The organism is Gluconacetobacter azotocaptans (assembly GCF_014174355.1).
Classification (GTDB): domain Bacteria; phylum Pseudomonadota; class Alphaproteobacteria; order Acetobacterales; family Acetobacteraceae; genus Gluconacetobacter; species Gluconacetobacter azotocaptans.
Genome location: NZ_JABEQF010000005.1, coordinates 183,281 through 207,703, shown reverse-complemented (window position 1 = coordinate 207,703; position 24,423 = coordinate 183,281). Strand labels below are relative to the sequence as shown.

At 70.2% G+C, this 24,423-nt stretch carries 28 protein-coding genes; 11 read left to right on the top strand and 17 right to left on the bottom strand.

The features are described from left to right. Positions 1–13 precede the first annotated feature (13 nt). The 3 genes from HLH34_RS08600 (at position 14) to HLH34_RS08590 (ending at position 2,120) form a co-directional block, all read left to right on the top strand. A complete protein-coding gene (locus tag HLH34_RS08600) occupies positions 14–1,171 on the top strand; it encodes a serine hydrolase domain-containing protein (protein ID WP_244959772.1) in 1,158 nt (385 codons plus the stop codon). 123 nt (positions 1,172–1,294) lie between these two features. Further along, positions 1,295–1,531 carry a (2Fe-2S)-binding protein gene (locus HLH34_RS08595; protein ID WP_183119162.1) on the top strand — a complete coding sequence of 79 codons (237 nt, stop codon included), beginning with the start codon at positions 1,295–1,297 and terminating at the stop codon, positions 1,529–1,531. 67 nt (positions 1,532–1,598) lie between these two features. Then, complete coding sequence (locus tag HLH34_RS08590; protein WP_183119161.1) at positions 1,599–2,120, top strand: hypothetical protein; 522 nt, start codon at positions 1,599–1,601, stop codon at positions 2,118–2,120. A gap of 13 nt (positions 2,121–2,133) precedes the next feature. On the opposite strand, the gene HLH34_RS08585 is transcribed toward HLH34_RS08590, so the two are convergent. The 9 genes from HLH34_RS08585 to HLH34_RS08545 all read right to left on the bottom strand — a co-directional run bounded on the left by HLH34_RS08585 (position 2,134) and on the right by HLH34_RS08545 (position 8,136). Beyond that, positions 2,134–2,316, bottom strand: a complete 183-nt coding sequence (locus HLH34_RS08585) for a DUF1674 domain-containing protein (RefSeq protein ID WP_183119160.1) — start codon at positions 2,314–2,316, stop codon at positions 2,134–2,136. 92 nt (positions 2,317–2,408) lie between these two features. Then, entirely contained in the window at positions 2,409–2,717 is a 309-nt protein-coding gene (locus HLH34_RS08580; protein WP_183119159.1) for a hypothetical protein, read from the bottom strand. 55 nt (positions 2,718–2,772) lie between these two features. Then, the gene (gene ccmI / locus HLH34_RS08575; protein ID WP_183119158.1) at positions 2,773–3,492 is read right to left on the bottom strand and encodes a c-type cytochrome biogenesis protein CcmI; all 720 of its coding nucleotides are present in this window, start codon (positions 3,490–3,492) and stop codon (positions 2,773–2,775) included. 79 nt (positions 3,493–3,571) lie between these two features. Next, positions 3,572–4,063 carry a cytochrome c-type biogenesis protein gene (locus HLH34_RS08570; RefSeq protein ID WP_183119157.1) on the bottom strand — a complete coding sequence of 164 codons (492 nt, stop codon included), beginning with the start codon at positions 4,061–4,063 and terminating at the stop codon, positions 3,572–3,574. Beyond that, on the bottom strand, positions 4,060–4,650 hold the full coding sequence (locus tag HLH34_RS08565) for a DsbE family thiol:disulfide interchange protein (RefSeq protein ID WP_183119156.1): 591 nt from the start codon (positions 4,648–4,650) through the stop codon (positions 4,060–4,062). Before HLH34_RS08565 ends, HLH34_RS08570 begins: the two co-directional genes overlap by 4 nt. Continuing rightward, a complete protein-coding gene (locus HLH34_RS08560) occupies positions 4,647–6,626 on the bottom strand; it encodes a heme lyase CcmF/NrfE family subunit (RefSeq protein ID WP_183119155.1) in 1,980 nt (659 codons plus the stop codon). Before HLH34_RS08560 ends, HLH34_RS08565 begins: the two co-directional genes overlap by 4 nt. 6 nt (positions 6,627–6,632) lie before the next feature. Beyond that, positions 6,633–7,169, bottom strand: coding sequence for a cytochrome c maturation protein CcmE (ccmE, locus tag HLH34_RS08555; protein WP_183119154.1), 537 nt, complete (start codon positions 7,167–7,169; stop codon positions 6,633–6,635). Beyond that, entirely contained in the window at positions 7,166–7,321 is a 156-nt protein-coding gene (locus HLH34_RS08550) for a hypothetical protein (protein ID WP_183119153.1), read from the bottom strand. The genes ccmE and HLH34_RS08550 overlap by 4 nt, the downstream gene beginning before the upstream one ends. Then, a complete protein-coding gene (locus tag HLH34_RS08545; RefSeq protein ID WP_183119152.1) occupies positions 7,318–8,136 on the bottom strand; it encodes a heme ABC transporter permease in 819 nt (272 codons plus the stop codon). Before HLH34_RS08545 ends, HLH34_RS08550 begins: the two co-directional genes overlap by 4 nt. Before the next feature lie 179 nt (positions 8,137–8,315). Between HLH34_RS08545 and HLH34_RS08540 the strand changes: the two genes are divergently transcribed. Continuing rightward, positions 8,316–8,609, top strand: coding sequence for a YciI family protein (locus tag HLH34_RS08540; RefSeq protein ID WP_183119151.1), 294 nt, complete (start codon positions 8,316–8,318; stop codon positions 8,607–8,609). A 5-nt stretch (positions 8,610–8,614) separates the two neighbouring features. Continuing rightward, entirely contained in the window at positions 8,615–9,031 is a 417-nt protein-coding gene (locus tag HLH34_RS08535) for an EVE domain-containing protein (RefSeq protein WP_183119150.1), read from the top strand. A gap of 7 nt (positions 9,032–9,038) precedes the next feature. Here the strand turns inward: HLH34_RS08535 and HLH34_RS19360 are convergent, their stop codons facing one another. Then, a complete protein-coding gene (locus tag HLH34_RS19360) occupies positions 9,039–9,542 on the bottom strand; it encodes a hypothetical protein (protein WP_240161871.1) in 504 nt (167 codons plus the stop codon). A gap of 289 nt (positions 9,543–9,831) precedes the next feature. Between HLH34_RS19360 and HLH34_RS08525 the strand changes: the two genes are divergently transcribed. Continuing rightward, complete coding sequence (locus tag HLH34_RS08525) at positions 9,832–10,662, top strand: EcsC family protein (RefSeq protein WP_183119149.1); 831 nt, start codon at positions 9,832–9,834, stop codon at positions 10,660–10,662. 19 nt (positions 10,663–10,681) lie between these two features. Here the strand turns inward: HLH34_RS08525 and HLH34_RS08520 are convergent, their stop codons facing one another. After that, complete coding sequence (locus tag HLH34_RS08520) at positions 10,682–10,852, bottom strand: hypothetical protein (RefSeq protein ID WP_183119148.1); 171 nt, start codon at positions 10,850–10,852, stop codon at positions 10,682–10,684. A 16-nt stretch (positions 10,853–10,868) separates the two neighbouring features. Continuing rightward, positions 10,869–11,837: a 2-hydroxyacid dehydrogenase gene (locus HLH34_RS08515; RefSeq protein WP_183119147.1), complete on the bottom strand. Its 969-nt coding sequence runs from the start codon at positions 11,835–11,837 to the stop codon at positions 10,869–10,871. Between the two features lie 129 nt (positions 11,838–11,966). Between HLH34_RS08515 and aat the strand changes: the two genes are divergently transcribed. The 4 genes from aat to HLH34_RS08495 all read left to right on the top strand — a co-directional run bounded on the left by aat (position 11,967) and on the right by HLH34_RS08495 (position 14,528). Then, positions 11,967–12,686 (top strand): leucyl/phenylalanyl-tRNA--protein transferase, encoded by a 720-nt coding sequence (aat, locus tag HLH34_RS08510; RefSeq protein WP_183119146.1) that lies wholly within the window; start codon positions 11,967–11,969, stop codon positions 12,684–12,686. 2 nt (positions 12,687–12,688) lie between these two features. Further along, entirely contained in the window at positions 12,689–13,402 is a 714-nt protein-coding gene (locus tag HLH34_RS08505; RefSeq protein ID WP_183119145.1) for a hypothetical protein, read from the top strand. Between the two features lie 8 nt (positions 13,403–13,410). Further along, positions 13,411–13,998, top strand: a complete 588-nt coding sequence (locus HLH34_RS08500; RefSeq protein ID WP_244959770.1) for a hypothetical protein — start codon at positions 13,411–13,413, stop codon at positions 13,996–13,998. Positions 13,999–14,165: 167 nt separating this feature from the next. Continuing rightward, positions 14,166–14,528, top strand: coding sequence for a hypothetical protein (locus HLH34_RS08495; protein ID WP_183119143.1), 363 nt, complete (start codon positions 14,166–14,168; stop codon positions 14,526–14,528). 24 nt (positions 14,529–14,552) lie between these two features. Here the strand turns inward: HLH34_RS08495 and bcp are convergent, their stop codons facing one another. Together bcp and HLH34_RS08485 are read right to left on the bottom strand one after the other, a co-directional pair. Continuing rightward, positions 14,553–15,038, bottom strand: a complete 486-nt coding sequence (gene bcp, locus HLH34_RS08490; RefSeq protein WP_183119142.1) for a thioredoxin-dependent thiol peroxidase — start codon at positions 15,036–15,038, stop codon at positions 14,553–14,555. 34 nt (positions 15,039–15,072) lie between these two features. Further along, positions 15,073–18,102 (bottom strand): bifunctional [glutamine synthetase] adenylyltransferase/[glutamine synthetase]-adenylyl-L-tyrosine phosphorylase, encoded by a 3,030-nt coding sequence (locus HLH34_RS08485; protein WP_183119141.1) that lies wholly within the window; start codon positions 18,100–18,102, stop codon positions 15,073–15,075. Positions 18,103–18,164: 62 nt separating this feature from the next. Between HLH34_RS08485 and HLH34_RS19760 the strand changes: the two genes are divergently transcribed. Continuing rightward, entirely contained in the window at positions 18,165–21,467 is a 3,303-nt protein-coding gene (locus HLH34_RS19760) for an AsmA-like C-terminal region-containing protein (protein ID WP_183119140.1), read from the top strand. Between the two features lie 15 nt (positions 21,468–21,482). On the opposite strand, the gene HLH34_RS08475 is transcribed toward HLH34_RS19760, so the two are convergent. The 3 genes from HLH34_RS08475 to HLH34_RS08465 form a co-directional block, all read right to left on the bottom strand. Next, positions 21,483–22,526, bottom strand: coding sequence for a GGDEF domain-containing protein (locus tag HLH34_RS08475; protein WP_183119139.1), 1,044 nt, complete (start codon positions 22,524–22,526; stop codon positions 21,483–21,485). A 166-nt stretch (positions 22,527–22,692) separates the two neighbouring features. Further along, entirely contained in the window at positions 22,693–23,085 is a 393-nt protein-coding gene (locus HLH34_RS08470; protein ID WP_220792095.1) for a VOC family protein, read from the bottom strand. Positions 23,086–23,111: 26 nt separating this feature from the next. Beyond that, positions 23,112–24,386 (bottom strand): MFS transporter, encoded by a 1,275-nt coding sequence (locus HLH34_RS08465; protein WP_183119138.1) that lies wholly within the window; start codon positions 24,384–24,386, stop codon positions 23,112–23,114. Positions 24,387–24,423: the final 37 nt, after the last annotated feature.

The window sequence follows — 24,423 nt, the reverse complement described above, 5'->3', positions numbered from 1 at the left end:
GATGTCCGGGAACATGCCGATCGACCGAATGGCGGAACGGGTCGAACAGGTCGTGCAGGGGGCGGTGGCGCGGGGCCGGCTGGTCGGGGCGGTGGTCCTGGTGGCGGTGGACGGCGCGGTCGTCGTGCGCTGTGCCGCCGGCCTTGCGGACCGCGAGGCCGATGTCCCGATGCGTGGCGACGCCCTGATGCGCCTGGCCTCGCTGACCAAGCCGGTGGTCACGGCCCTGACCCTGGCGCTGGCGGAACGCGGGCGGCTGGAACCGGGCGACCCGGTGACGCGCTTCCTGCCCGATTTTCGGCCGGCCGGCCCGGATGGCGCCGTGCCGGTCATCACGCTGCACCATCTGCTGACCCATATGTCGGGCCTGTCCTATGGCTTCGCCTTTCCCCGCGACGACAATCCATACGCCCGCGCGGGCGTGTCGGACGGCATCGCCGAGCCGGGCATGACGCTGGCCGATAACCTGGCCCGCCTGGCGTCGGTGCCCCTGACCTTCGCGCCAGGGGAGGGGTGGCAATATTCCCTGGGGCTGGACGTCATGGGCGGCGTGCTGGAACGCGCGGGTGACGCGCCGCTGCCGGAACTGGTGCGGCAGTATATCGGCGATCCGCTGGGCTGGACCGAGAGCGGCTTTGCCGTATCCGGGCCGGGCCTGCTGACCGGGGCCTATGCCGACGGTCGTCCGGCACCCATCGCCATGGGCGAACGCTATGTCATGCCGCGACTGCTGTCCGATGGCCGTACCAGCGAAATCGTCTTCGCGCCCGACCGGGTGCTGAACCCGGCCTCCTACCCCTCGGGCGGGGCCGGCCTGGTCGGCACCGCCGGCGAGTTCCTGCGCTTCCTCGAAGCCCTGCGGACGGGTGGAGGCCCGATCCTGTCGCCGGACAGCGCGGCCGCCTTCGGGCGCAACGCGATCGGCGAGGTGTCGATGGGGCCGATGAACGTGGGCATGCGCTTCGGCCTGGGCGCGGCGGTGGTGGACGACCCCGAGCAGGCGCGGACGCCGGTTTCGCGTGGCGGATTCACCTGGGGCGGAGTCTACGGCCATCAGTGGATCGTCGATCGCGCCCGGGGCACGACCATCGTGATGATGAGCAACACGGCCCTGGCCGGAATGGCCGGCCCCTATTGCGACGCCGTCCGGAACGCCGTCTACGGCGTCTAGCGCACGCCGGGGAACACTCGGGCGTTCGGAGGCCAGTCGCATTCGGCGCCAAGTTGTTGAGAATGAGATTGCGAACGGTTAGCAACTATGCTTCAACGGACGGGCACGGAGATGGGACGCGTCATGTTTGTCTGTTCTTGCAACTTGTTGACCGATCGGGACGTGGAAAAGGCGGTGGATGGCGGCGCCACCCGTCCACGGGAGATCTACGCGTCGAAAGGGTGCCGGGCGCAGTGCGGGAATTGCGTGCCGGGCGTGCTGTGCCTGCTGCGCCGTGCGCTTCAGGCCCGCGAGGGCGGCCTGGCGGGTTCGCTGGGTCTGGGCGAGGGCGCGGCGCTGGATGGCGCGGCCGCCGGTTAGGCCGCCGCAGGGTCGTCCTGCCCTGAAAAGGGGTGCGATCGCCGGACGGGCTTGATACAAGGTGCGCATGTCATTTGGTGATCGCGTCAACCGGTTCGATGCCTGGCTGCTGGACCGAGTCTTTCAACCCTTCGCGGACCGCCTGCCGGAACGGCTGTCGGCGCTGGCGCTGGGCATGAGCTTCCAGTTCGGGGCGATCATGCTGTCGGCGGCGTCGATCGTGGCCATGATCGTGATCGGCCACATGTCCCTCAGCGACGCCATGTTCAACGTGCTGGTCTGGTGCCTGGGACTGGCGTTCTATACCGGCATCAACCGGGTCCGGCCGATGGTCCGGCCGGGGCATCTCAACCCGCTGCGCATCATGCTGGCCGGCATGCGGCCGCTTTCGATCCCGTTCGCGTTCTATGCGCTGTACCAGGGCGCCACCGCCCCGCCGCATTTCGAGATCGCGCTGTGGTTCAATTCCCTGGCCAACATCATCTTCGTCGCCGGGATCTACCTGATTTCGTGCGAGGTGCGGCCGCCGGGCCATCGGCAGACGGCTCGCGCCGGCTTCGGCCGCCTGCAGGGCGAAACCGGCCTGTAGGGCTGCGGCCCGTTCAGAAATCGATGCAGCGTCCCTTGACGGTCCAATCGCCATAGCGCGTGGGCCGATCTTCCTTGGGGCCGCCATATTCCTGCGCCTCGGTGGGGGCCTCGGTGGAGGCTTCCACGGGCTTGCCTGTCGCGTCGGCCGTGGTTTCGCCGGCCGGCTTGTCGGTATGGGTGTCTGTGCTGGTCATGCGCGCAGTGTTGACCGGCCGGCCCCGTCGGGCAAGCAAGGACCGGCCCGGGGAACAGGAGTGTGATCGGGGTGCGGATCAGGCCCGTTGCCTCACGCGAGGCTACCGGGCTTTCGCGGCGGCGGCATCCAGCGATCGACGGAATGGCGCGCATGGGCGACGAAGAAGCCCATCAGGGCGCCGATCACCCCCGCCACCACGGCCAGTGTCAGGCCGGCGCCGACTACGGTGATCGCGGCCGGGCCCGCGACCAGGCCGATGCCGGTGGTCGTCAGGCTTTCGCGGCGCGTGGGGCCGTATTGCCGTTCCGCCCCGCATCCGGGACAGACTTCGGCCGTGCGGCGAATGGTCTTCCGGCAGAACGGGCATTGTTCGACGCTGCTGGGGACGGGTTCCATCATGGGCGGCCTGCTGCTGCTCGGATTTGCTGATGCCCGGACATATGGGTGTTCGGACTCACTGGTGTTCGGACTGGGCGATGCGCTGTTCGGCCGCCATGCGCCACGGTGCGTCGGCGGGCGCCGCATCCAGCGCGCGGCGGAACAGCGACGCGGTTTCGGGGGTGACCCGGCCGTCGGCCAGCGTCTGGGCTTCCGCCGTGCGGGCCGCAACCTCGGGGTCGAACTGGATGTCGATGGCCTGGCGCCAGGCGGCGGCAGCGTCGGCGTAATGGGCGCGCGCGGCCTCGGCCTGGCCCAGCAGCAGGTAGCCACGGACCCGGTTCGGGTCGTCGGCCGGCATGCGCGCCAGGCCGGCGCGCAGTTGCGCCAGCAATGCGTCGCTGCGGTGGTCCTGCTTGCGGATCTCGGCCAGGCGGGGGGCCAGGGGCTGGGCCGGCAGCGACGGATGGCCACAGGCCAGGTACAGCCCCAGGGCCGACAGCGGGACCAGCAGCAACGCCCCGGCCACTACCGGGCCGGGAATGCCCCGCCCGGCGCCGTGGGCCTCGGCCGCGTCGGTGGCCAGCAGGCGGCGCTGGATTTCGAGTGCGGCGCCCGCGTGTTCGGTCGGCGCGATCAACCCGTCCTGCATGTCGCGGTCCAGCTCCGCCAGTCGTGCGCGGTGCAGGACGAGTGCTGTCTCGCGCTCGTCGCGCAGGCGCGCCGTGTGCCGGAAGACGGCGATCGCGGGCAGCAGCGCAAGCGTCGTGAGCAGGAAGAAGCCAATCCAGATCATCTCGGTCCCAGAATCAGTTCGATGGCGGACGCGACCGGGTGCCCCGATCGTGCCCTGGCATGCGTTTTCAAACGGACGCTCAGTGCGGTCGGGTCAGGTCGGACAGGCGCGCGCGTTCGGCGTCGGTCAGGGGCGCCGGGGTGGCGGTGCGGGGACGCCGGAAGGACAGGAAGGCCGCCCCGGCCCCCACCAGCAGCGCCAGCAACGGCATGATCCACAGCAGCAGCGTGCCGGCCGTCAACGGAGGACGCAGCCGGATGAAATTGCCGTAGCGCCCCACCATCCACGCCATGATCTGCCGGTCGGACTCGCCCTTGGCCACATGGTCGCGCACCACATGGCGCAGGTCGCGGGCCAGGTCGGCGCCGCTGTCCTCGATCGATTCGTTCTGGCAGACCAGGCAGCGCAGTTGCGCGCCGATGGCCTCGGCTCGGGCTTCCTGGCGGGGATCGGGCAGCATTTCCGACGGGTCGTCCACCGCCGCCGCCGCCAGGGGGGACAGGCCGGCCAGCACGGTCAGGACGAACAGGGTCCGGGCGAGGAATGATCGGCGCACGGTCGGGGGCGTCATCGCGTCAGGCTCGCGGCCAGGGGCAACAGCGTATCGCGGATGGTGTCCTCGCCCAGCGGGGCGGCGGTGTGCCAGCGAATGATTCCCCCCGGTCCGATCAGGAAGGATTCGGGCACGCCCGACACGCCCCAGTCGATCGCGGTCAGGCCCGGCAGGTCGCCGGCGATACGGGCATAGGGGTTGCCGGCGCGCCGGACGAAGCCCGCCGCGTTGTCCGGCTTGTCCTTGTAGGCGATGCCCCAGATGGGCAACCGGTCCTTCAGCGCGTTCAGCATCGGCATTTCGGCGACGCAGGGGATGCACCACGACGCGAAGAAATTCACCAGCACCGGCCGGGTCAGCGCGCGCAGGTCGGCAGCGGCGAACCCCTGGCTGGGCGCCTGGTTGGGCAGGGCGAAGTCGGGGACCGGACGATCGAGCACCGGCACATGAATGTCATGCGGATCGAACGAGCCCTGCGTCATGCCCGACAGCATGCGCCAGAACCCGACCCCCGCCGCGCCGGCGACGACCAGCGGGGCCGCCATCAGCAGCCGGCGGCGGGTGGTGGAGGCAGGGCGGGAGGAGGGGGCGGCCGTATCGCTCATCGTGCGGCCACCAGTCCGGCGAGACGGGCGCGGCGGGGCGCGCCGACGCGCATCCGCCGGTCGGACAGCGACAATACGCCCCCCATCGCCATGATCAGGCCGCCCAGCCACATCCAGGGCGCCAGCGGGTTGTAATGCAGGCGCAGGACGTAGGTCGGATCGGCATCCGTGCCGTGCCGGTCGCCGAGCACGCCATACAGGTCGGACAGCAGGTTGGTGTGGATCGCCACCTCGGTCGTCGTCTGGTTCTGGCTGGCGAAGGTCCGCTTGGACGGATGCAGCACCGTGACCAGTCGGCCGTCATGCCGGACCTCGATCGTCGCGATCAGCGACGTATAGTTCGGACCGGGGGCGGCGTGGACGTCGGTCAGGGTCCAGGCGTCGCCGGCCAGCATCTCGGTCTGGCCCACGCGGACCTCGACGATCTTGTGGGCCGCCTGCGACATCGCGGCCAGCCCCAGCACGCTGACGCCCACGCCCGCATGCGCCAGCGCGGCACCCAGCGCCGCGCGCGGCAGCAGGCGCGCGCGGTGCAGGCTCTGGCCCAGAGGCATGCGGAACAGGCGGATGCGTTCGGCGATATCGGCGGCGCTGCCGGCGATGACCCAGACGGCGAACGTCGCGGCCAGCAGGGGCAGGATATCGCGGATGCGCCAGGCCGCCAGGGCGAACGCCGCCGCCGTCAGGATGCCGGCCCACCACAGGCGGCGCAGCACAGGCCAGAATTGCGCGCGCTTCCACGGCATCATCGGCCCGAACCCCATGAAGGCCAGCAGCGGAATGGCCAGGGGGGCTGCGGTGGCGTCGAAGAACGGCTTGCCCACCGAAATCGTCTTGCCGAACAGCAGCGACATGAAGGGCGGATACATCGTGCCCGTCAGCACCACCGCGCAGATCGAGCAGAGCAGGATGTTGTTCAGCACCAGCAGTCCTTCGCGCGAGACGGGGGCGAACATGCCGCCCGCGGTCAGCGCCGGCGCCCGGATGGCGAACAGCAGCAGCGACCCGCCGATGACCAGCGCCAGCAGGCCCAGGATGAACACCCCGCGCGCGGGATCGTTGGCGAAGGCATGTACGGAATTGAGGATGCCCGAACGCACCAGGAACGTGCCCGACAGCGAGAACGAGAAGGTGCCGATGGCCAGCAGGACCGTCCAGATCTTCAGCGCCTCGCGCTTTTCGACCACGATGGCGGAATGGACCAGCGCCGTGCCCGTCAGCCACGGGATCAGCGAGGCGTTTTCCACCGGGTCCCAGAACCAGTAGCCGCCCCAGCCCAGCACATAGTACGACCACCACGAGCCCAGCGCGATGCCGCAGGTCAGGAAGCACCAGGCCGCGACTGCCCAGGGGCGCACCCACCGGCCCCACGCCGCATCGACACGGCCCTCGATCAGCGCGGCGATGGCGAAGGCGAACGGCACGGCGAAACCGACATAGCCGGTGTAGAGAATGGGGGGATGGAACGCCAGGCCCGGGTCCTGCAGCAGGGGGTTCATGCCCTGGCCGTCCAGCGGGGCGGGCCATACCCGGTCGAACGGGTTCGACGTCGTCAGGCAGAACAGCAGGAAGCCGGCCGACACCCCGCCCAGCACCGCGATGACCCGTGCCCGCAGGGCGGAGGGCAGGTTGCGGCCGAACAGCCCCACCGCCCCGCCGCAGATCCCCAGGATCAGCGCCCACAGCAGGACCGAGCCCTCGTGGTTACCCCAGACGCCGGTGATCTTGTACAGCAGCGGCTTGGCGACCGCGCTGTTGGCTGCCACGTTCTGGACCGAGAAATCGTCGCCGATCGCGGCATTGACCAGGCAGGCGAACGACGTCAGCAGCGCCAGCAACTGCCCCACCGCCAGGGCGGGGGCCATTGCCATCAGGCGCGGGTCGCGCCGCTGCGCCCCGATCAGCGGCAGCACGGCCTGCGCGCCGGCCAGGCAGCAGGCCAGGGCCAGCGCGAAATTTCCGAGTTCCGGACTCATGTTCGATCAGCTTCCATGCTGCTGCTGGGGGCCGGCCGCGTCCTTGCGGGCGTCGCGGACCGTCATCGTGTCCCAGCTTGCCGCGTCGGGGGCCTTGCCGTAGCGCGGGTCCCATTTGCCGCTGCGGCGCAGGGCCTCGGCGACTTCCTTGGGCATGTAGGTTTCGTCGTGCTTGGCCAGGACCTCGGACGCGCGGAAGGTGCCGTCGGGGCTGGCCGTGCCGATGGCGACGACGCTCTGCCCCTCGCGGAACAGGTCGGGCAGGATGCCTTCGTACCGGACGGTCACCGCGGCCTGTCCGTCGGTGACGTCGAACAGCGCGACCGGCGTCTCCCCCACCGTCTGCCGGCGGACCGAACCCGCGACCACCATGCCCCCCAGGCGGACGGTCCGGTCGGGCGCGGGCGGCTTCGCGTGGATCTGCGACGGCGCCATAAAGAAGACGATGTTGGACGAAAAGGCGTTCAGGGTCAGCGCCGTGGCCGAACCCAGGCCCAGCAGGCACGCGCAGGCCAGCCACAGTCGTCGTGACTTGCGGGTCATTGGTCTTCCCTCCGTCCGGCCCGGGCCGGGCGGTCGATCGCGGCCAGTCGCGCGCGGGCCCGGCGCAGACGCAGGGCGGCGGTCGTGCCCAGCAGTACGGCCAGGCCGATGGTCATTCCGTAGGCGGTGGCGATGTAAGGCAGATGGGTCATGCGACGGCCCCGCCGCGAACGTCGCTGTCCTGCGCGCCCCCGGTCGCGGCGTGCCCGCGCCCGCGCCGCGCCGACAGGGCCGCACGGATGCGGCTTTCCATCACCGCCGCGCGCAGGCGCGCCACCACGATGGCGGCGAAGCCCAAGGTGAAGCCCAGCGTGCAGACCAGCAGCGGCCACAGCATGGCGGTGGACATGGTGGGCGCGCCGGTCAGGGTGATGCTGTCGGGCTGGTGCAGGGTGTTCCACCATTGCACGCTGAATTTGATGATCGGCAGATCGACCGCGCCGGCCAGCCCCAGGATGGCGGCGGCGCGATAGCCCCGCTGCGGCTCGTCGAACGCGCGAATCAGCGCGATATGGCCCAGATACAGGAAGAACAGGACCAGGACCGAGGTCAGGCGCGCGTCCCACACCCACCACGTTCCCCACATCGGCTTGCCCCACAGCGACCCGGTGGCGAGGCAGACGGCGGTGATGGCGGCGCCGACCGGCCCGATTTCCACCGCCGCCAGATCGGCCAGCGGATGGCGCCACACCAGCGACAGCAGCGAGCACACCGCCAGGCCCGCATAGCCGGACGAGGCCAGCCATGCGGCAGGCACATGGACATACATGATCCGCACGCTGTCGCCCTGCTGCCAGTCGGCAGGCGAGAAGAACAGGCCCCACACGATGCCGGTGACCGACAGCGCCACCGCCGGCCAGGTCAGCCAGGGTTGCAGGCGCGCGCCCAGCCGGAGGAAGCGTCCGGGATTGGCGTAACGGTGAAAGAATGTGCCCGTGCGTGCGACAAGGCTGTGGGTAGCGTTCAAGACGGTTCCGATCCCTCCGCGTCGGCGGAAGGCTCCTGGCAAATGCGTCGTCGGGCGACGGAAGGGCGATCCGCTTCCCGCTCCTACACTATCATGCGAAGAAAGGCACGGCCTCTGCTGATCATGGCAGATTGTTCACGCGGCGGACCCGCCGGTCATTCTGGACGAGGGTGTTCTTCATGCTTTTCGCGATCATCTGCACCGACAAGCCGGGGGCGCTGGACACGCGGCTCGCCACCCGGGCGCAGCACCTGGCCTATCTTGCGGCCTATCAGGACCGGATCGTGCAGGCCGGCCCGCTGCTGAACCTCGACGGCCGGCCCTGCGGCAGCCTGCTGCTGGTGGACGTGACGGACCGTGCGGCAGCCGAGGGCTTCGCCGCCAGCGACCCCTACGCCCGGGCCGACGTGTTCGAAAGCGTCGTGATCCGGGCGTACCGCACGGTATTCCGCGACGGCGGGTTGGTGGAATAGGCCCCGTGGCGTACTGGCTGGTGAAGTCCGAACCCGATGCGTTTTCGTGGGACGAACAGGTGGCCCATGGGGTCGAGCCCTGGACGGGGGTGCGCAACCATCAGGCCAAGCGCAACATGATGACCATGAAGCGCGGCGACCTGGCGTTCTTCTACCACTCGAACATCGGCAAGGAGATCGTGGGCGTGGTCGAGATCGTCCGCGAGGCCTATCCCGACCCCACGGCCGAGTCGGGGGGATGGATCTGCGTCGACGTACGCGCGGTCGGCCCGATGCCCCGGCCCGTGACCCTGGCGGCGATCAAGGCCGACCCAGCGCTGGCCGACCTGGCCCTGGTGCGGCAGTCGCGGCTGTCGGTGGTGCCGGTGTCGGACGCGCATTGGGCGCATCTGTGCCGGATGGGCGGCTGGAAGGCAGCCTGACGCCGGGTCAGGGGTGCCCGGCCGCGCCTTCCGCGCCGATCGCATCCCATCCGGTGCCGGGCTGCCCCGCGTAGGTCGAATAGGTGAACGCCGCGTTGTAAGGCGGCGTGACCGGCGCGTTGAACTTGACCGGCACACCGAAGACGCTGACGTGCGACGGAACGGAGTTGGGGTCGCGCGGGGTCTGCCGGGCCTCGATCGACGGCAGGCCGGCACCGCCGACGGCGGTCACGGCGGGGCTGTAGGCCTGGATGCTCACATCGTCGTCCTGCACGACCTGATAGCCGTCGGGCGGCGGCGGGGCCTCGGCATTCTCGGGGTCGGCCGGCGCCGGCGCGGGCGCGGTGTTGCCCAGGGTGGAATGGACCGGGGCAGACAGCGCGTCGTCCGCGGCATGTCTGGCGCGCGGTGCGGCAAGCGCCCCTGCGGCCACTGTCGTCATGGAGAGCAGCACGCCGGCCATCAGGCGGGTCGTCCGTCCCGGAAGCCGTGCGGCAATGAATGCGTCCATCGGATCTCTCCTTGCGTTCGGCCTTAGGGAAGGGCGGTGGAGTGTCCCGGTCAACGCGCGGTCTCCTCAGGGCAGGACTGCGTCGGTCGGGGGCCGCCCGTGGCCATCGGCCGCCACATGAACATGGCGGCCCTGCATTTCGACCATATACGGCGTGGCGACGCATTGGCGGGAGGGGTAATATGATGGAAAACACGGGTTCCGTTCCGATTGACGGAGAATTGTGTATCTGCCGCCACGCTGCCCGCCCGGGCCGGCGCGACCGGCGGACAGGCAGGAGGGCATGGGAATGACCACACGAACCGGGGCCGAACTGGCCCCCCTGGTGCTGGACGCTCCGGCGATCGCCGAGCTGCAGCGTGCCCTTGAACAGGTCGAATCGGGACGCGGGGTGCTGGTGCGGCTGGCCGACCTGATGGGGGGGGCGGTCGGACAGGCGGCGCGGCTGGGCCTGCGGGGCATCGGCATGGCGCCGGGCCTGCAGACCAAGCTGAAGGGCATTGCGGAAACGGCGGTGTCGCGCGCGTTCGACGTGGCGATCGTGGGCATGCGCGCGCCGGACGACATGCCCGTCGCGCACACGCCGTCGCCGCCGTGGCGCGGACCGGCGGTGCAGGCCGCCGTGACCGTGTCCGGCGCGGTGGGCGGATTCGCAGGGCTGGTCGGGCTGGTCCCCGACATCAGCTTCACCACGCTGACGATCATGCGCGAAATCGCGCGTATCGCCCGCGACGAGGGCGAGGACCTGTCGACGCCTGAGGCCCGCCGGGCCTGCCTGGAGGTCTTCGCCCTGCGGGCTTTCCCGGTCGCCGCGACCGACGAGGAAAGCGAACTGGGCTATTTCTCGGCGCGGGCGCTGTTGCGGGGCCGGCCGGTCGTGATGCTGATTTCCGAAGTGGCCTCGCATTACGGCCTGGGCCTGTCGCGCAAGCTGGCGCTGCAGATGATGCCGGTTGCCGGCGCGCTGTGCGGGGCGTCGCTGAACGCCGCGTTCCTGTCCCATTACCGCGCGCTGGCCCGCGCCCATTTCACCATTCGCCGGCTGGAGCGCGAGCATGGGCCGGAGGTCCGCCGCACCGCCGAATCGCTGCGCGCCGGGCTGGTGAACCCGGCGTTCTGATCCGCCCGCGCCGCCGGGGTCAGGCCTGGGGGCGCAGCACGATCCAGAGCGAGACGAACGAGCCGGCCGCCACATAGAACAGGCACAGGATCTGCGCCGTCCGGGCATAAGGGGGGGCGGCGAGGGCGGTCAGGATCGCCAGCAGGCATCCGCCCAGGCAAGCCATCAGGAAGGTGATGCGGGGCGGCATGGCCGGAGCCTCCTGTTCAGGCAGGGACGGGGGTGACGGCCGGCCGGCCGCACAGGACCGCGTCGATATTGTCGAGCGCCAGCATGCCCATGTCGGTGCGCGTCTCGATGGTGGCGCTGCCCATGTGCGGGGTCAGGAACACGTTCGGCAGAGCCAGGAAGCGCCGGTCGGGATGGGGTTCGTTGCGATAGACGTCCAGGCCGGCGGCCGCCAGATGGCCGCTGGTCAGCGCCGCGATCAGCGCGTCCTCGTCCACCAGGCTGCCGCGGGCCGCGTTGACGAAGATCGCCCCCCTGGGCAGCAGGGCCAGCGTCTCGGCGGTGATGACGGGCGTAGTGCCGCCGGGCATGTGCAGGCTCAGGATATCGCAATGCGGCAGCATGTCGCGGACTTCGGCGAAATAGGTCGCGCCGTCTTCCAGCTCCGGCGCCAGGCGGCGGCGGTTGGAATACAGGACCTTCATGTCGAATCCACGGGCGCGCCGGGCCACGGCCCGCCCGATCCGCCCCATGCCGATGATGCCCAGCGTCTTGCCGGTGACGCGGACGCCCAGCATTTCCTCCATCCCCAGGTTCCGGCCCCACCCGTCGTGCATGATCGACAGATACTCCGCCCCCCGGCGCGCCGCCGCCAGGATCAGCATGATCGCCAGGTCGGCGTTGCAATCGGTCAGCACGTCGGGCGTGTAGGTCAGCGCCAGGCCGCGCGCGGCGATGGCCGCGCGGTCCAGATGGTCGGTGCCGACGCTGACGGTTGCGATGACGCGCACGCTGTCGGGCAGGGCGGCGACGGTCGCCGCCGAAACCTGGGTGCTGCTGGTCACCATGACCGCGTCCGGCCGGAAATCCTGCGCCAGGGCGATCAGTTCGTCGGATGTCAGCTTGTGGTCGGGCTCGGGCGGGGCATCGAAATCCCGTTCGATCCGCCGGGCGACGGCCGGTGGCATGCGCTGGGTGCGGATCAGGCGGGGACGCGCGTCGGGCATTGGGGAACCTCTTTTGACAGATGCGGTTTATCTCGCTCCTTTATCAGGATCGGATTATTGGCGGGACGTGTCCAGCCGTCATGGCGCGCGCCATGGGCAGCGGGGACGCAGGAGGATGGCGCGGGAAGCATGGGCAAGGGAGACGCATCCACGATCACGCCCGAGATGATGATCCGGGCCTATTCCATCGGCCTGTTTCCGATGGCGCCCGACGCGGACGCCGCGCAGCTGGACTGGTACGACCCCGACATGCGCGGCATCCTGCCGCTGGACGGGTTCCATGCGCCGCGCCGTCTGTTGCGGACCGTGCTGTCCGGGCCGTTCACGGTCGTGGCCGACCGCGATTTCGCGGGCACGATCCGCGCCTGTGCCGCCCCGGCCCCGGGGCGGGAGAAAACCTGGATCAATGACGAGATCGTTCGCCTGTTCTGCGACCTGCACGCCATGGGCTACGCCCACAGTGTCGAAAGCTGGCGCGACGGCGAACTGGTGGGCGGCCTGTACGGCGTCGCCATCGGCGGGGCGTTCTTCGGCGAAAGTATGTTCAGCCGGTGCCGCGATGCGTCGAAAATCGCGCTGGTGGACCTGGTGGCGCGGTTGCGCGTAGGCGGGTACACCCTTCTGGATACGCAGTTCGGGACGGAACATCTTGCGCGCTTCGGCGGGTTGGAAATCCCGTCCTGGCGGTACAAGCAGCGGCTGGCCCGGGCCCTGGCACACCCGGCGGAATGGCCGGACGACAGTCATGCCGCCGCAATCCGGCAGGAAATCGTGCGCATGCGTGCGGACCGGCGGCAGGACGACGGGGCCGAGCCAGGCAGAATCGAGCAGAGTGAAAAGGGAGCATGACCATGACCGTTCCATCGACGGGCCGCCGCCGGCCGATATCGGGGCTGGCGATCGCGACGTTGGCGATTTCGGGGCTGGCGTTCGCGGCCGCAACGGGGGGCGTGGTCCTGCCAGCCCACGCCCAGGGGGTGGGCGATAACGTCGCCGCGCATCCGCCGCTGGCGCCCACGCGCGACGTGCAGGTCGAGTACAGCGTGCAGCCCGAGGGCGCGCCATCGCCCAAGACGGTGCAGGCCTGGTTCACCGCCAATGGCGGCATGATGCGACTCGACAGCCCCGAGGGCGTGGGGTCCACGATCCTGAACCGCGCGGCGCGGCAGGTGACGATCGTTCTGAACAAGCAGAAGGTCTATACCAAGCTCGACGCGAAGTACGGCATCCGCAACCCGTTCCTGCTGGACCTGTCGATGCAGTTTACGCGCAAGGGCGCGGCGCAGGTGGCCGGCGTGCCCTGCACGGAATGGGGCGTGGCCTCGGGCCGGGGATCGGCCACCGCCTGCGTGACCGATGACGGCGTGATCCTGCGGGAAGACGGCGTGGATGGCGATGGCATGAAGGGGCGGCTGGAGGCGACGAAAGTCGTCTATGGCCCGATTGCCTCCACGATCTTCGAGCCGCCCGCCGATTACCAGCAGGTGACACGCCGCCGGGTTGCGCCGTCGCCCGCGATCGGCGGCCAGGCGGTGACGGGCGGCATGGCGCGTTCGGGCGAATGACCATAGCCATGCGCACCCCCCTTGCGGGGGTGCTGGCCGGGGTAATGGCGGGCGTGCTGATCGGGGCGCCGGCCGTGTCGCGCGCGGCCGACGACGCGCCCTTCGTCACGCCGCAGCACGATGTCGACGTGACTTATGTGATTACCTCGCCCGACCCGTCGCGGCCGCCGGTCCGCCAGCGCATGCGCTGGTCCGGGCAGCAGCAGCGCCAGCGCGTGGATCCCGAGGGATCGGCCACGTTCATGGTCACGGATTATCGCACGCGCCTGCTGACGGTCGTGGACACGGCCCACCAGGCCCGCACGACCATCCCGGCGCCGGGGCCGGCGCTGTCGGCGCCCGGCCAGCGGGCGGCGGGCGTCTGGGCGCGGGGGCCGTCGATGGTGGTGGCGGGCCAGCCCTGCACCGTGTGGCATGCCACCGACACCGACGGGCGGGCCAGCGACGTCTGCTATACCGATGACGGGGTCATGCTGCAGGTCGTCCGGGATGGCCACGTCCTGGTTCAGGCCGACACTTTGGTGCGGGCCGCGCAGCCCGACCCGGTGTTTGCGATTCCTGATGGGCTGACCGAGGTGCGGGCCGCCCATCCGTAAGGGGGAACGCGCGCCTCGTCGGCGTTTTTACGCATTGAGATGTTTTGTGACCGGAAAAAGGCGAAACCGCCCGCAAATCGCCATGTCGGTCATGTTGTCTTGCCGGTGAAGCGGAGGATCGGTCGGGCCTGGGTGCCCCCCTCCGCGCAGCAAGATAGGGTTCGCACATGCACAAGATGGCACGTTTCCTGCTGGCGGTTCCGGTCGTGGCCGGCTGCCTTGCGGCCGCAGCCCCCGCTGCCCATGCGGACTGGCGGGACCATGGCGGATGGCGCGATCATGGGTGGCATGACCATGGATGGCGCGACCGGGGCTGGCATGGCGGCGGCGGGCGCGGATGGGGCGGCCCGGGGCCGGGCTATTACCACCGGGGCTACGGGCCCGGCGGCGCCTTTGTCGGCGGCCTGGTGGGCGGTGCGCTGATCGGCGCGGCCGGCATGGCGATCGCGCAGCAGCAGCAGGCCTATGCCCCGCCGCCTCCGCCGCCGGCCTATGGCGCGCCTTACGGATACGCCTATCCCGGCTACTGATTTCCAGGACGGGGCGCGCCGGGGTCAGGCGGCCCCGGCCGCCTTCATCACCTCGGCCGCATGGCCGGGGACCTTGACCTTGCGCCAGGCCTGCACCAGCCGGCCCTGGGCGTCGATCAGGAAGGTGGCCCGTTCGACACCCATATAGGTGCGCCCGTACAGGGATTTCTCGCCCCAGACGCCGTAGGCTTCGGTCACCGCGCCCGTGGTGTCGGAGGCCAGCGGGAAGTCCAGGGCCTGGGCGTCGGCGAATTTGTCGATCGCCTTCATCGCGTCGCGCGAGACGCCGATGACCGGGATCCCGGTGGACCCCAGGGCGTTCAGGGCCTCCTGGAAACCACAGGCCTCGGTGGTGCATCCCGGCGTGCTCGCCTTGGGGTAGAAATACAGGATGAACGGCCGGCCGCGCATGCCGGCCAGGCTGACACGGCGGTTCCGGCTGGCGGGCATGTCGAAATCCGGCACCGGCGCGCCGGGAGCTGGGAAGATCGGGAGTTCGGTGTCCGGCATGCATGTTCTCCGTCAGGGGCGGGCGCCCAATCGTTCAGATCGGGCCGATCAGGTGCGTGAAGGCCGCCCGCACCGCCTGGGCCCGGCGTTCCATCAGTTCCAGCGCCGCGTCCACGGTGCCGGCCCCGATCTCCCGCAGCAGGATCTCGGCCGTGGCGGCCGATGTGGCGGCGACCGGGTCGGCGGGGGGGCGCGGCCCGAACAGGATTCTTAGCATGCTCTGCACCGACCGCCAGTCATGATCGGCCTGTTCCAGCATGCGGGCGCAGGCCGGGTCCAGATCGCCATGGCGGGCCAGACGCCGCAGAGCCACCTGGGTGGACGGATCGCGCGCCGCGGGGGTGCCGGCCACCAGTTGCAGGGCCTGCGCGATGAATTCGACGTCGGTCAGGCCGCCGGGCCGGCGACGGATATCCCACGGGCCGGTGGACGGAAGATCGCGCGCCAGACGTTCGCGCATGGCCCGCGCATCCTCCAAAATCGTTTTGCGGGCCTTGGCGGTGGGCCGGGCGGGGCCGTCCAGCGCAACGCCGATGGCTGCCCGCAGGGTATGGACCAGGGCGGGCGGCCCGCCCACCACCCGCGCGCGGGTCAGGGCCATGCGTTCCCACGTCCAGGCGCTTTCGGCGTGATAGCGCCGGAAGGCGGCCAGCGAGACCGCGACCGGCCCCTTGGAGCCCGACGGCCGCAGCCGCATGTCGACCTCGTACAGCGGCCCTTCCGGCCCGGGCGCCGTCAGGGCGCCGATGAAAGCATGCGCCAGTCGGACGAAGTATGGCCCCACCGCCAGTGGACGCGGCGGCAGGCCGCCGTCCCCGGCCGTACCGCGCTGGGGCAGCACGCTTTCGGTCACCTCTTCCGGATGGTCGAACACCAGCATCAGGTCCAGGTCCGATCCCGGCATCATCTCGCGCGATCCCGCCTTGCCCAGCACCATGACCGCCATGGCTCCGCCGGGCACGCGGCCATGGCGCCGCCGGTGTTCGGCCGTCACGGTCTTCAGCAGGCCGCGGATGACGGCGTCGGCCATGTCGGTGCGCGCCCGGCTGGCCGTATCGACGTCCAGCCGCCCTTCCAGACGCGCGCTGGACAGGCGGAATTCCTCGCCCCGTACCAGTCCGCGCAGGACGGGCAGCAATTGCTCGGTCGAAGTGGCGCGGGCGACGTGCTGCCGCACCAGTTGGGGGGCGGACACGTCGCTGCCCCCATCCCCGTCGTCGGTGGCGCTGTCCAGAAGGCCGTCCAGCGCCGCAGGGGTTTCGGCCAGATGGTCCGCCAGGAAGGGCGATCCGTCCAGGATGGTCGCGATGCGGTCGATCAGGGCCGGATTGCGTTCCAGCAGCGACAGGAACTGCACGCCCGCCCACTGTCGGGCCAGCATGGCGTCGAACCGCCGCAGGCACGTCAGCGGGTCGCGCTGCTGGCCGAAGCGGGTCAGCAGGGCCGGCAACAGCCGCCGCAGCAGAATGCGCGCCCGGTCGGACCGCAGGGCCCGCAGGCGATTGCCGCTCCAGCGTTGCAGCAGGGCCAGGGCGGGGGAGATGTCGGCCGGGGCGAAACCGGCCGCCGCCAGATGGTCGGCCAGATCCTCGGCCTCGGGATCGACCGAGGGGCCGGGGCCGCCGGGCTCGGCGAACTGGCCTTCGAAGATCCGGCGCGACTCCTGCATGATCGGCAGCATCATGGCCGCCAGCGCCCGGCCGCCGTCTTCCTCCATGAACACGGCGAAGGCGTTGAAGCCCTCGCGCGTGGACGGCAGGCGATGGGTCTGGTGGTCGGCCTGCATCTGCAGCCGGTGTTCCGCCCGGCGCAGCATGCGATAGGTGCGCGCCAGGCTTTCGCCTTCGGCACGGGGGATCAGGCCGGCCCGCACCAGCCGCCGCAGGGCGCCCAGCGTGGTGGGGTCGCGCAGTTCGGGCTTGCGGCCGCCCCACACCAGTTGCAGCGCCTGGGCCACGAATTCCACCTCGCGGATGCCGCCCTGGCCCAGTTTCAGATCGTGGCCCAGCAGCCAGTCGCGGGCCTGCCCGGGGTCGTGGACGGTGCGATCGGTCAACTGCGACAGGCCGGCGCGCCCGGCGTTGCGGTGCCGGTCGATGCGCGCCTTCATGTCGTGCAGATCGTCGATGACCACGAAATCGAGGTGGCGGCGCCAGACGAAGGGCTGGATCGCGCGCAGGAAGCGCCGGCCGGCGGGGATGTCGCCGGCGACGGGGCGGGCCTTGGTCATCGCCGCGCGTTCCCAGGTCTGGCCCAGGCTTTCGTAATAGACGATACCCGCGGGGAACGGGATGGCGGGGGGCGTCGCCGACGGGTCGGGGCGCAGGCGCAGGTCGGTGCGAAAGACGTAGCCATCGGCATCGCGCGCTTCCATCAGGCCGACAAGGTCGCTAGTCATGCGGATGAAGATCCGGCGCAGATCCTCGTGCCCGGCGTGACAGTCCGGATCGTACAGGACGATCAGGTCGATATCCGAGGAGTAGTTCAGTTCCCGCGCGCCGAGCTTACCCATCGCCAGGACGACGAAGCCGCTGCCGCGCGCGGGGCGATTGGGGTCCCGCAGGACGATCTGCCCGGTATCGTGCGCCGAGCGCAGCAGATGCCTGACCGCGGCATCCAGCGCGCCTTCCGCCAGGCGGCTGAGGGACAACGTCACCTGCTCCAGGGTCCACAGGCCCCCGATATCGGCCAGCGCGATGGCCAGCGCGGCCTGGCGCTTGGCGGCGCGCAGCGTCGCGGCGATGTCCGCGCGGCTGTCACGCGGGGTCAGGGACGCCAGATGGTCCAGTATGGCGGCCATCGCGCGATCCGGCCCGTCGGCCAGCAGGCGGGCGAAAGGTTCCGGGTCGCGCCGGACCAGGCCGGCCAGGTAGGGGCTGTTGCCCCCCAGGGCGGCCAGCAGACGTTCCACCCCCGCGGCGCGCAGCAGGTCGGGCCGCAGGCCATGCTCGGCCCAGATCTCGTGCAGGTCCTCCAGCAGCAGCGCGGCGCCGCGGGCATCGGCGGGTTCCGGCCAGGGGCGATCCGTCCAGATGGGGGCGGGGGGTGTCGTCGGTCGGGGCATGATCCGTTTTCGGGCTTGGCTGGGGGCGTGGCGGCCGGTGGGGCTGGAACGGCGTGGGCCGCGTGCGGGTGCGCACCGTGAACGGCATGGCGACGTCGGGTCAAGGCGCCCCCACCCGCGATGGCGGGGACAAGGGGGGCGGAACGCCGCGCCGGCGCCGGCGCGTCCTGCCGATGGTGGCGGGGGCGGTCGCCGTGCCGGTCGTGGGGCTTGTCGCCCTGGGGCTGCGCCTGTCCATGGGGCCGATGGATGTCACGCCGCTGGCCCGGCTGGCGCTGCCGGCGACGGTCGTGCCTGGCGGCGTGGGGCGTCCGGCAGCGGCCCGGCTGGATATGGCACGGGTGCGAATCGGGTGGGACGTTCTGCATCGGGGGCTGGCCGCGCCGGTCGATATTTCGGCCGACGGACTGCGCCTGCTGCGGGCCGACGGGGCCGTGGCCGACCGGATCGGGGCCGCGCATGTGGTCCTGGCCGGCGCGCCGCTGGTTCATGGGCGGGTCGCGCCGCTGGCCATTGATCTGTCCTCGGTTCGTCTGGCGTTGCGGCGGCGGGCGGACGGGTCGATCGCGCTGGATCTGGGGGAGGCCACGCCGCCGGATGACCGAGGGGACGACCTGCCGGTGGACCTGGGACGGATCCGGCGCCTCGAGATCGCGGACGGTGTGGTCACGCTGGCGGATGCCCGGACGGCGGAGAGCTGGCGGCTGTACGGCATCGCGGCCGATCTGCGGACGGAATGGATGGCGGGCCATCTGGGCCTGACCGGCCGGGCGTCCGTGGGAATGTCGGGGCCAAAGGCGGGCGCCCCCGCCGTGGTGCGGGCCGAGGGACGGCGCGATGCCGGCGGCATCGGCTGGCGCGTTTCGGCGACGCCCGTCACCTTGTCTGCGTTCGCGGCTTTCGCGCCGGCGCTGTCGGCGATCGACGTGCCGCTTGGCCTGGACGGAACGGTGCATCTGCGCGCCGACGGGCCGGGCCTTGCGATGCGTCCCGGCACGGCGGACCTGCGTCTCGACGCCGGGGCCGGTCGCATCGACAGCGGCCAGGGCGGGTATCTGCTGCTGGACAGCGGCCACGCGAAGGTGTCGGCCACATTCGCCCCGTCGCCTGCCGGACCGCTGGCCGGAGCGGCTACGGTCCGTCTCGATGAACTGGTGGCGCAATTGCGCGCGCCGGACCATCCGGACCTGCCGGCCAGCGGCCCGGTGCTGCGGGCCGGCGGCGTGCTGGACGCGGCGTCGCTGACCGGTACGGGGCCGGTGCGGATCACGCTTTCGGCCGGCATTCCATCGCTCGATTTCGCCACCATGGGCAATTACTGGCCGGCCGGGGCGGCGAAGGGCGCGCGGCTGTGGGTGACGCGCAACATCACGCGCGGCACGGCGTCCGACCTGCATATCTCGGTCGGGCTGCAAGGGCGCACGGGCTGGCACGGGATCCACCTGGTTTCGCTGGGCGGCGGCGTCAACGGATCGGGGCTGGACGTGCATTGGCTACGGCCGATCGCGCCGATGCATGGGCTTGACGCCAGCCTGGTCTTCGACGGGCCGGACTCGCTGTCGATCGCCTTCGACCATGGGGTCCAGCTGGTGGATCGCACCGGCCGCAACGTGGATGCGACCGGCACCGGGCGGGTCGAGGTCGGGCCTGGACGCATGCGCATCGACGGGCTGCTGCTGAAGGACCAGATGGGCGATATCTCCACCACGCTGCGCGGCAACGCCCGCGACGTGCTGGCCCTGCTGGCCGAACCGCGCCTGCATCTGCTGTCGCGCCATCCGCTGGGCTTCAGCCAGCCGTCGGGACAGGCCCGGATCAGCCTGCATCTGGCCCTGCCTCTGACGGCCCATGTCAAGGTGGCCGATATCAAGCTGGACACCCATGCCGACATCACCCGCGTCCATCTGGGCAAGGTGGTGCTGGGGCGCGGGCTGGATGACGGGCGGCTGGCCATCGACGCCACGACCGAGGGGTTGACCCTGCGTGGGGGCGGGCGGCTGGGCGGGGTGCCTGCGACGATTTCCTACAGCATGGATTTCCGGACCGGGCCTGAGGTCCGCACGACCGAAAGCGCGCGGGTGCGGGCCCATATCACGCCCGATGACGCGGCCCGCACCGGCCTGACCTTCGGGCAGCGTTTCGAGGGCAGCGCCGATCTGGACGTCGCGTACGACCGGTTCCCCGGCGGCGACGGACGGATCGACCTGAACCTGAACCTGGACGACGCCGCCCTGACCATTCCGGTGTGGCGCAAGGCGCGGGGGCAGGCCGCGCATGCGTCGGTGCGGCTGGGCCTCGACCGCGCGCGGCTTTCGTCGGTCGAAGCCATACATGCGACGGGGCCGGAGCTGTCGGTCGATGGGCGGGCGAACGTGACCGACGGGCAGGCCAGCCGCCTGGTGCTGCGGGGATTCCGCGTCGGCCGGTCGCGGGGCGACGCCACCGTGGGCATTCCCGCCGGAGCGCGCGACCCGATTCGGGTCGCCATCCATGCCCCGGTGCTCGACCTGTCGCCGTTGCTGGCGTCCGACCCGGCGGCATCGAAGGGCGCGGCGCCCCCCGCCAGCTATCACATGCCCGAGGCCGCGTCGGGGCGGGTCCATGGGCCGCCGGGCCGTCGCTGGGTGATCGATGCCGAAGCCGGCACACTCTATTACAGTCGCGACGCCGCCCTTCAGGGCGTCCGGGCGTATCTGGAGGATAACGGCGTTCGGCTGATGCGGATGCGTTTCTCGATGGCCGGCCCGTCGCCGGCCACGGCGATCCTGACGCCCGAGACCGATGGCCGGCATCTGTGGGCCAGTGTGCAGGATCTGGGCCAGATCCTGCACCGGATCGGCCTGACGGGGCAGTTCAGCGGCGGCCGGACGACCCTGCAGGGGGTGTTCGACGACCGCCAGCCCTCCGCGCCGTTTTCCGGCATCCTGACGATGGACCCCATCATGATGCGCAAGGCGCCCGACGCGGTGCGGCTGGCGAACAATGCTTCGATCTATGGCTGGATGCAGGCGCCGCGCGCGCCGGGCTTCCTGGTCGACCGGGTGTCGCTGCCGCTGACGTTCCGCGACGGCACCCTGTCCATCCACGACGGTCTGGCCGGCAACGCATCGCTGGGCGTCACGCTGCAGGGGGCAGTGGACCTGGATCGCGGGCGGCTGGACCTGAAGGGCACGATCGTGCCGGCCTTCGCGGTCAATGCCATCCCCGGGCACATGCCCGGCGTCGGGCGGCTGCTCAGTCCCGAAAAGGGCGGTGGGCTGCTGGCAGCGACCTTCGTGGTCAGCGGCGCGATGAACGAGCCCGCGCTGCATGTCAATCCGTTCTCGGTCTTCCTGCCTGGCGTGCTGCGGCGCCTGGTGCAGTAGGGTGCGCCGGCCGTCCTATCCCGCGCCGGCCCGGGCCGCGGGAGGAACGGCGGGACCGTCCGCGGGGGGCCCCTCCACGCGGTTGCGGCCCATGCGTTTGGCCCGGTAGAGGGCCCAATCGGCAATCGCCATCTGGTCGCCCAGCGGCAGGTCGAGGGTGGTCGGGGCGGCGAGGCCGACGCTGACGGTTGCCTCGATATGGCGGGCCCGCGACGCCTCGGCGAAGGCCAGACGCACCTGTTCGCCATGAAGGTGCAGGGCCCCGGCCGAAAGGCCGCTGAAGGCGGCGGCGAATTCCTCGCCGCCGATCCGGCCGAAGATCGCATCCTTGCCGAGCGTGGCCGTGGCGATGCGGCTGAAATGCCGGATGACGACATCGCCGGATGCATGTCCGTATGTATCGTTGATGTGTTTGAAATGATCGATGTCGAACAGCAGCAGGCCGCGTCGCGGCAGGGTTTCGGCGGCCTGCCAGAAGCCCCGCCGGTTCATCACGCCCGTCATGTCGTCCTGAAGCGCCATGGCCCGCGCCTGAAGGACCGCGCGTTCGGCCACCAGCGTCAGCATGAGACCAGGCCACAGGAGGACGTACGACATCATTTCGAACGGGATGATCGTGGTCGCGACAGATTGCCAGCCGGTCAGTTGCGGGAAAGCCGTCAGGGCGCCACGGATGCCGCAGCAGGCGACATGAAAGCTGCCGACAACGATAAGCGCCTGATGCGACTTCGTTTCGCGGGGCACCCGCAGCAACTGGCGAAGCGGAAGGGCGACCAGCAGGCCGACCAGCACCATCGCGGTTTCGACGCGCAGGTCGAACGACCGGCGAAAGGACGCGGTCGTGCACAACGCCAGCCACAGCAGGGGCGGCGCCGCCAGCGCCCAGGGGGACAGCCGATGGCCGTACAGCCGCATGACCGATTGCCAGAACAGCGCGAGCGCCAGCAGGACAAGGCTGTTTCCGACCGTGATGGCCAGAAGGGTCGGAACCGGGGGGCGCATGATCAGCAGGGGCAGGCCGATGCCGCCGACAAGGGTGCCCAGACTGAGCAGGTGCAAGGCGGGTTCTGGGTGATACCGGCGGACGATGCCGCTGAGAAAGGCGAGGAGAAGGCAGAGAAGCGCTATGGTCGGGCCTGTAGGAAGCGCGGAATTGGGCATGCAGGCGGATATCCGGACCGGTTTGATATAACGTTATAGTCAAATGGCACGGCGGGCCAGGATTTCAGCGCGGATGACGGCGTGTGGGCCAGCCGATCCGGACCAGCGTTCCGTCCGGGTCCGAAAGGGCGAACTCATACATCCCCCAAGGCTTGTCCTCGGGTCCGGTCCCGATCAGTTCGCCCTGGAAGGCGGCGCAGATTTCATCGACATCTTCGGTCTGAAGATACAGGCCGAACGGATTGCTGCCGGGAACCAGCCAGCCTTCCACCGCCTGGGTCAGATGCAGGAACCCGCCGCCACCGTTCGACAGCATGCGATAGCTGTCGGGTTGCGAGGACGACGCGGAACCGGCATCCGAACGGACGAAGCCCAGCCGCCCGTAAAAGGCTTCGGACGCGTCGAGGTCGTTGCAAGGCAGGATGGCGATCAGGACGCCGGTGGGGGAAATGCTCACGTCCGGAAACCTTCCCTTCGTCCGGCTCAGGGCGGGCCTTCTGCCTCGATCCGTGTGCGGCTGTCCAGCACGAACAGGGCCGTCAGCAGCGAACACAGCGCGCAGGCCGACACGTACCAGTAGAACCAGTCCTCGTGCCCCGCCTGCTTGCACCAGAGCGCGATATATTCGGCCGTTCCCCCGAACAGCGAGACGGTCAGCGCATAGGGAAAGGCGACGCCCAGCGCGCGGACGCGGGTGGGAAACTGTTCGGCCTTCACCACCGCGTTGATCGAGGTGTACGTCGACACCGCCATCAGCGCCAGCGTGACCAGCGCGAAGGCCGGCAGGATGCCGTGGGCGGCGGACAGCGTATGCATCAGCGGTACCGTGCCGAACGTGCCCAGCACCCCGAACGCAATCAGCAACCCCCGTCGTCCCACCCGGTCGGACAGCGCGCCGAACGCCGGTTGCGCCAGCGCGAAGACCAGCAGCGCCGTTGCGGACACTAGGGTCGATTGCTCGCGCGACAGGCCCACCGTGTTGACCAGGTATTTCTGCATGTAGATCGTATAAGTGTAGAACGACACCGTGCCGCCCAGGGTCAGGCCGCAGACCGTCAGGATCTCGCGCCGGTAGCGCGACAGAATTTTCAGGCCGCCTTTTTCGCCGGACGCGCGGGCGCGGGTGAATTGTGCGCTTTCATGCATCGATCGGCGGAACCAGAACACTGATACCGACAGCAGGGCGCCGATGCCGAACGGCACGCGCCAGCCCCAGTCGCTGATCTGGGCCGGCGTCAGCAGGGCGAACTGCATGATCAGAAGCACGACCAGCGCCAGCAACTGCCCCATGACCAGCGTCACGTACTGGAAGCTGGAATAGAATCCGCGATGGGCCGCCGGTGCGACTTCGGACAGATAGGTGGCGCTGGCGCCATATTCACCGCCCAGGCTGACCCCCTGGATCAGCCGCGCCACGACCAGGACGATCGGGGCGGCGACCCCGATCCGGTCATAGCCCGGGCAGACGACGATCATCGCCGATCCCGCGCACATCGCCAGGATGGAGACGCTCAACGCCGTGCGCCGGCCGTAGCGGTCGGCCAGGATGCCCATCAGCCACCCGCCGATCGGCCGCATCAGGAAGCCCACGGCGAAGATCGCGGCGGTATTGAGCAACTGCGCCGTCATGTCGCCCTTGGGGAAGAAGGCCCGGGCAAAATAGAGCGAAAACGCCGAATAGACGTACCAGTCGTAATATTCGATCAGATTGCCCGACGATCCCGCCACGATGCCGCGCAGGCGCTGGGCCGTCGTCATGGCAGGGGGTTCGGAGAGACTGGGGACAGAGAGACTG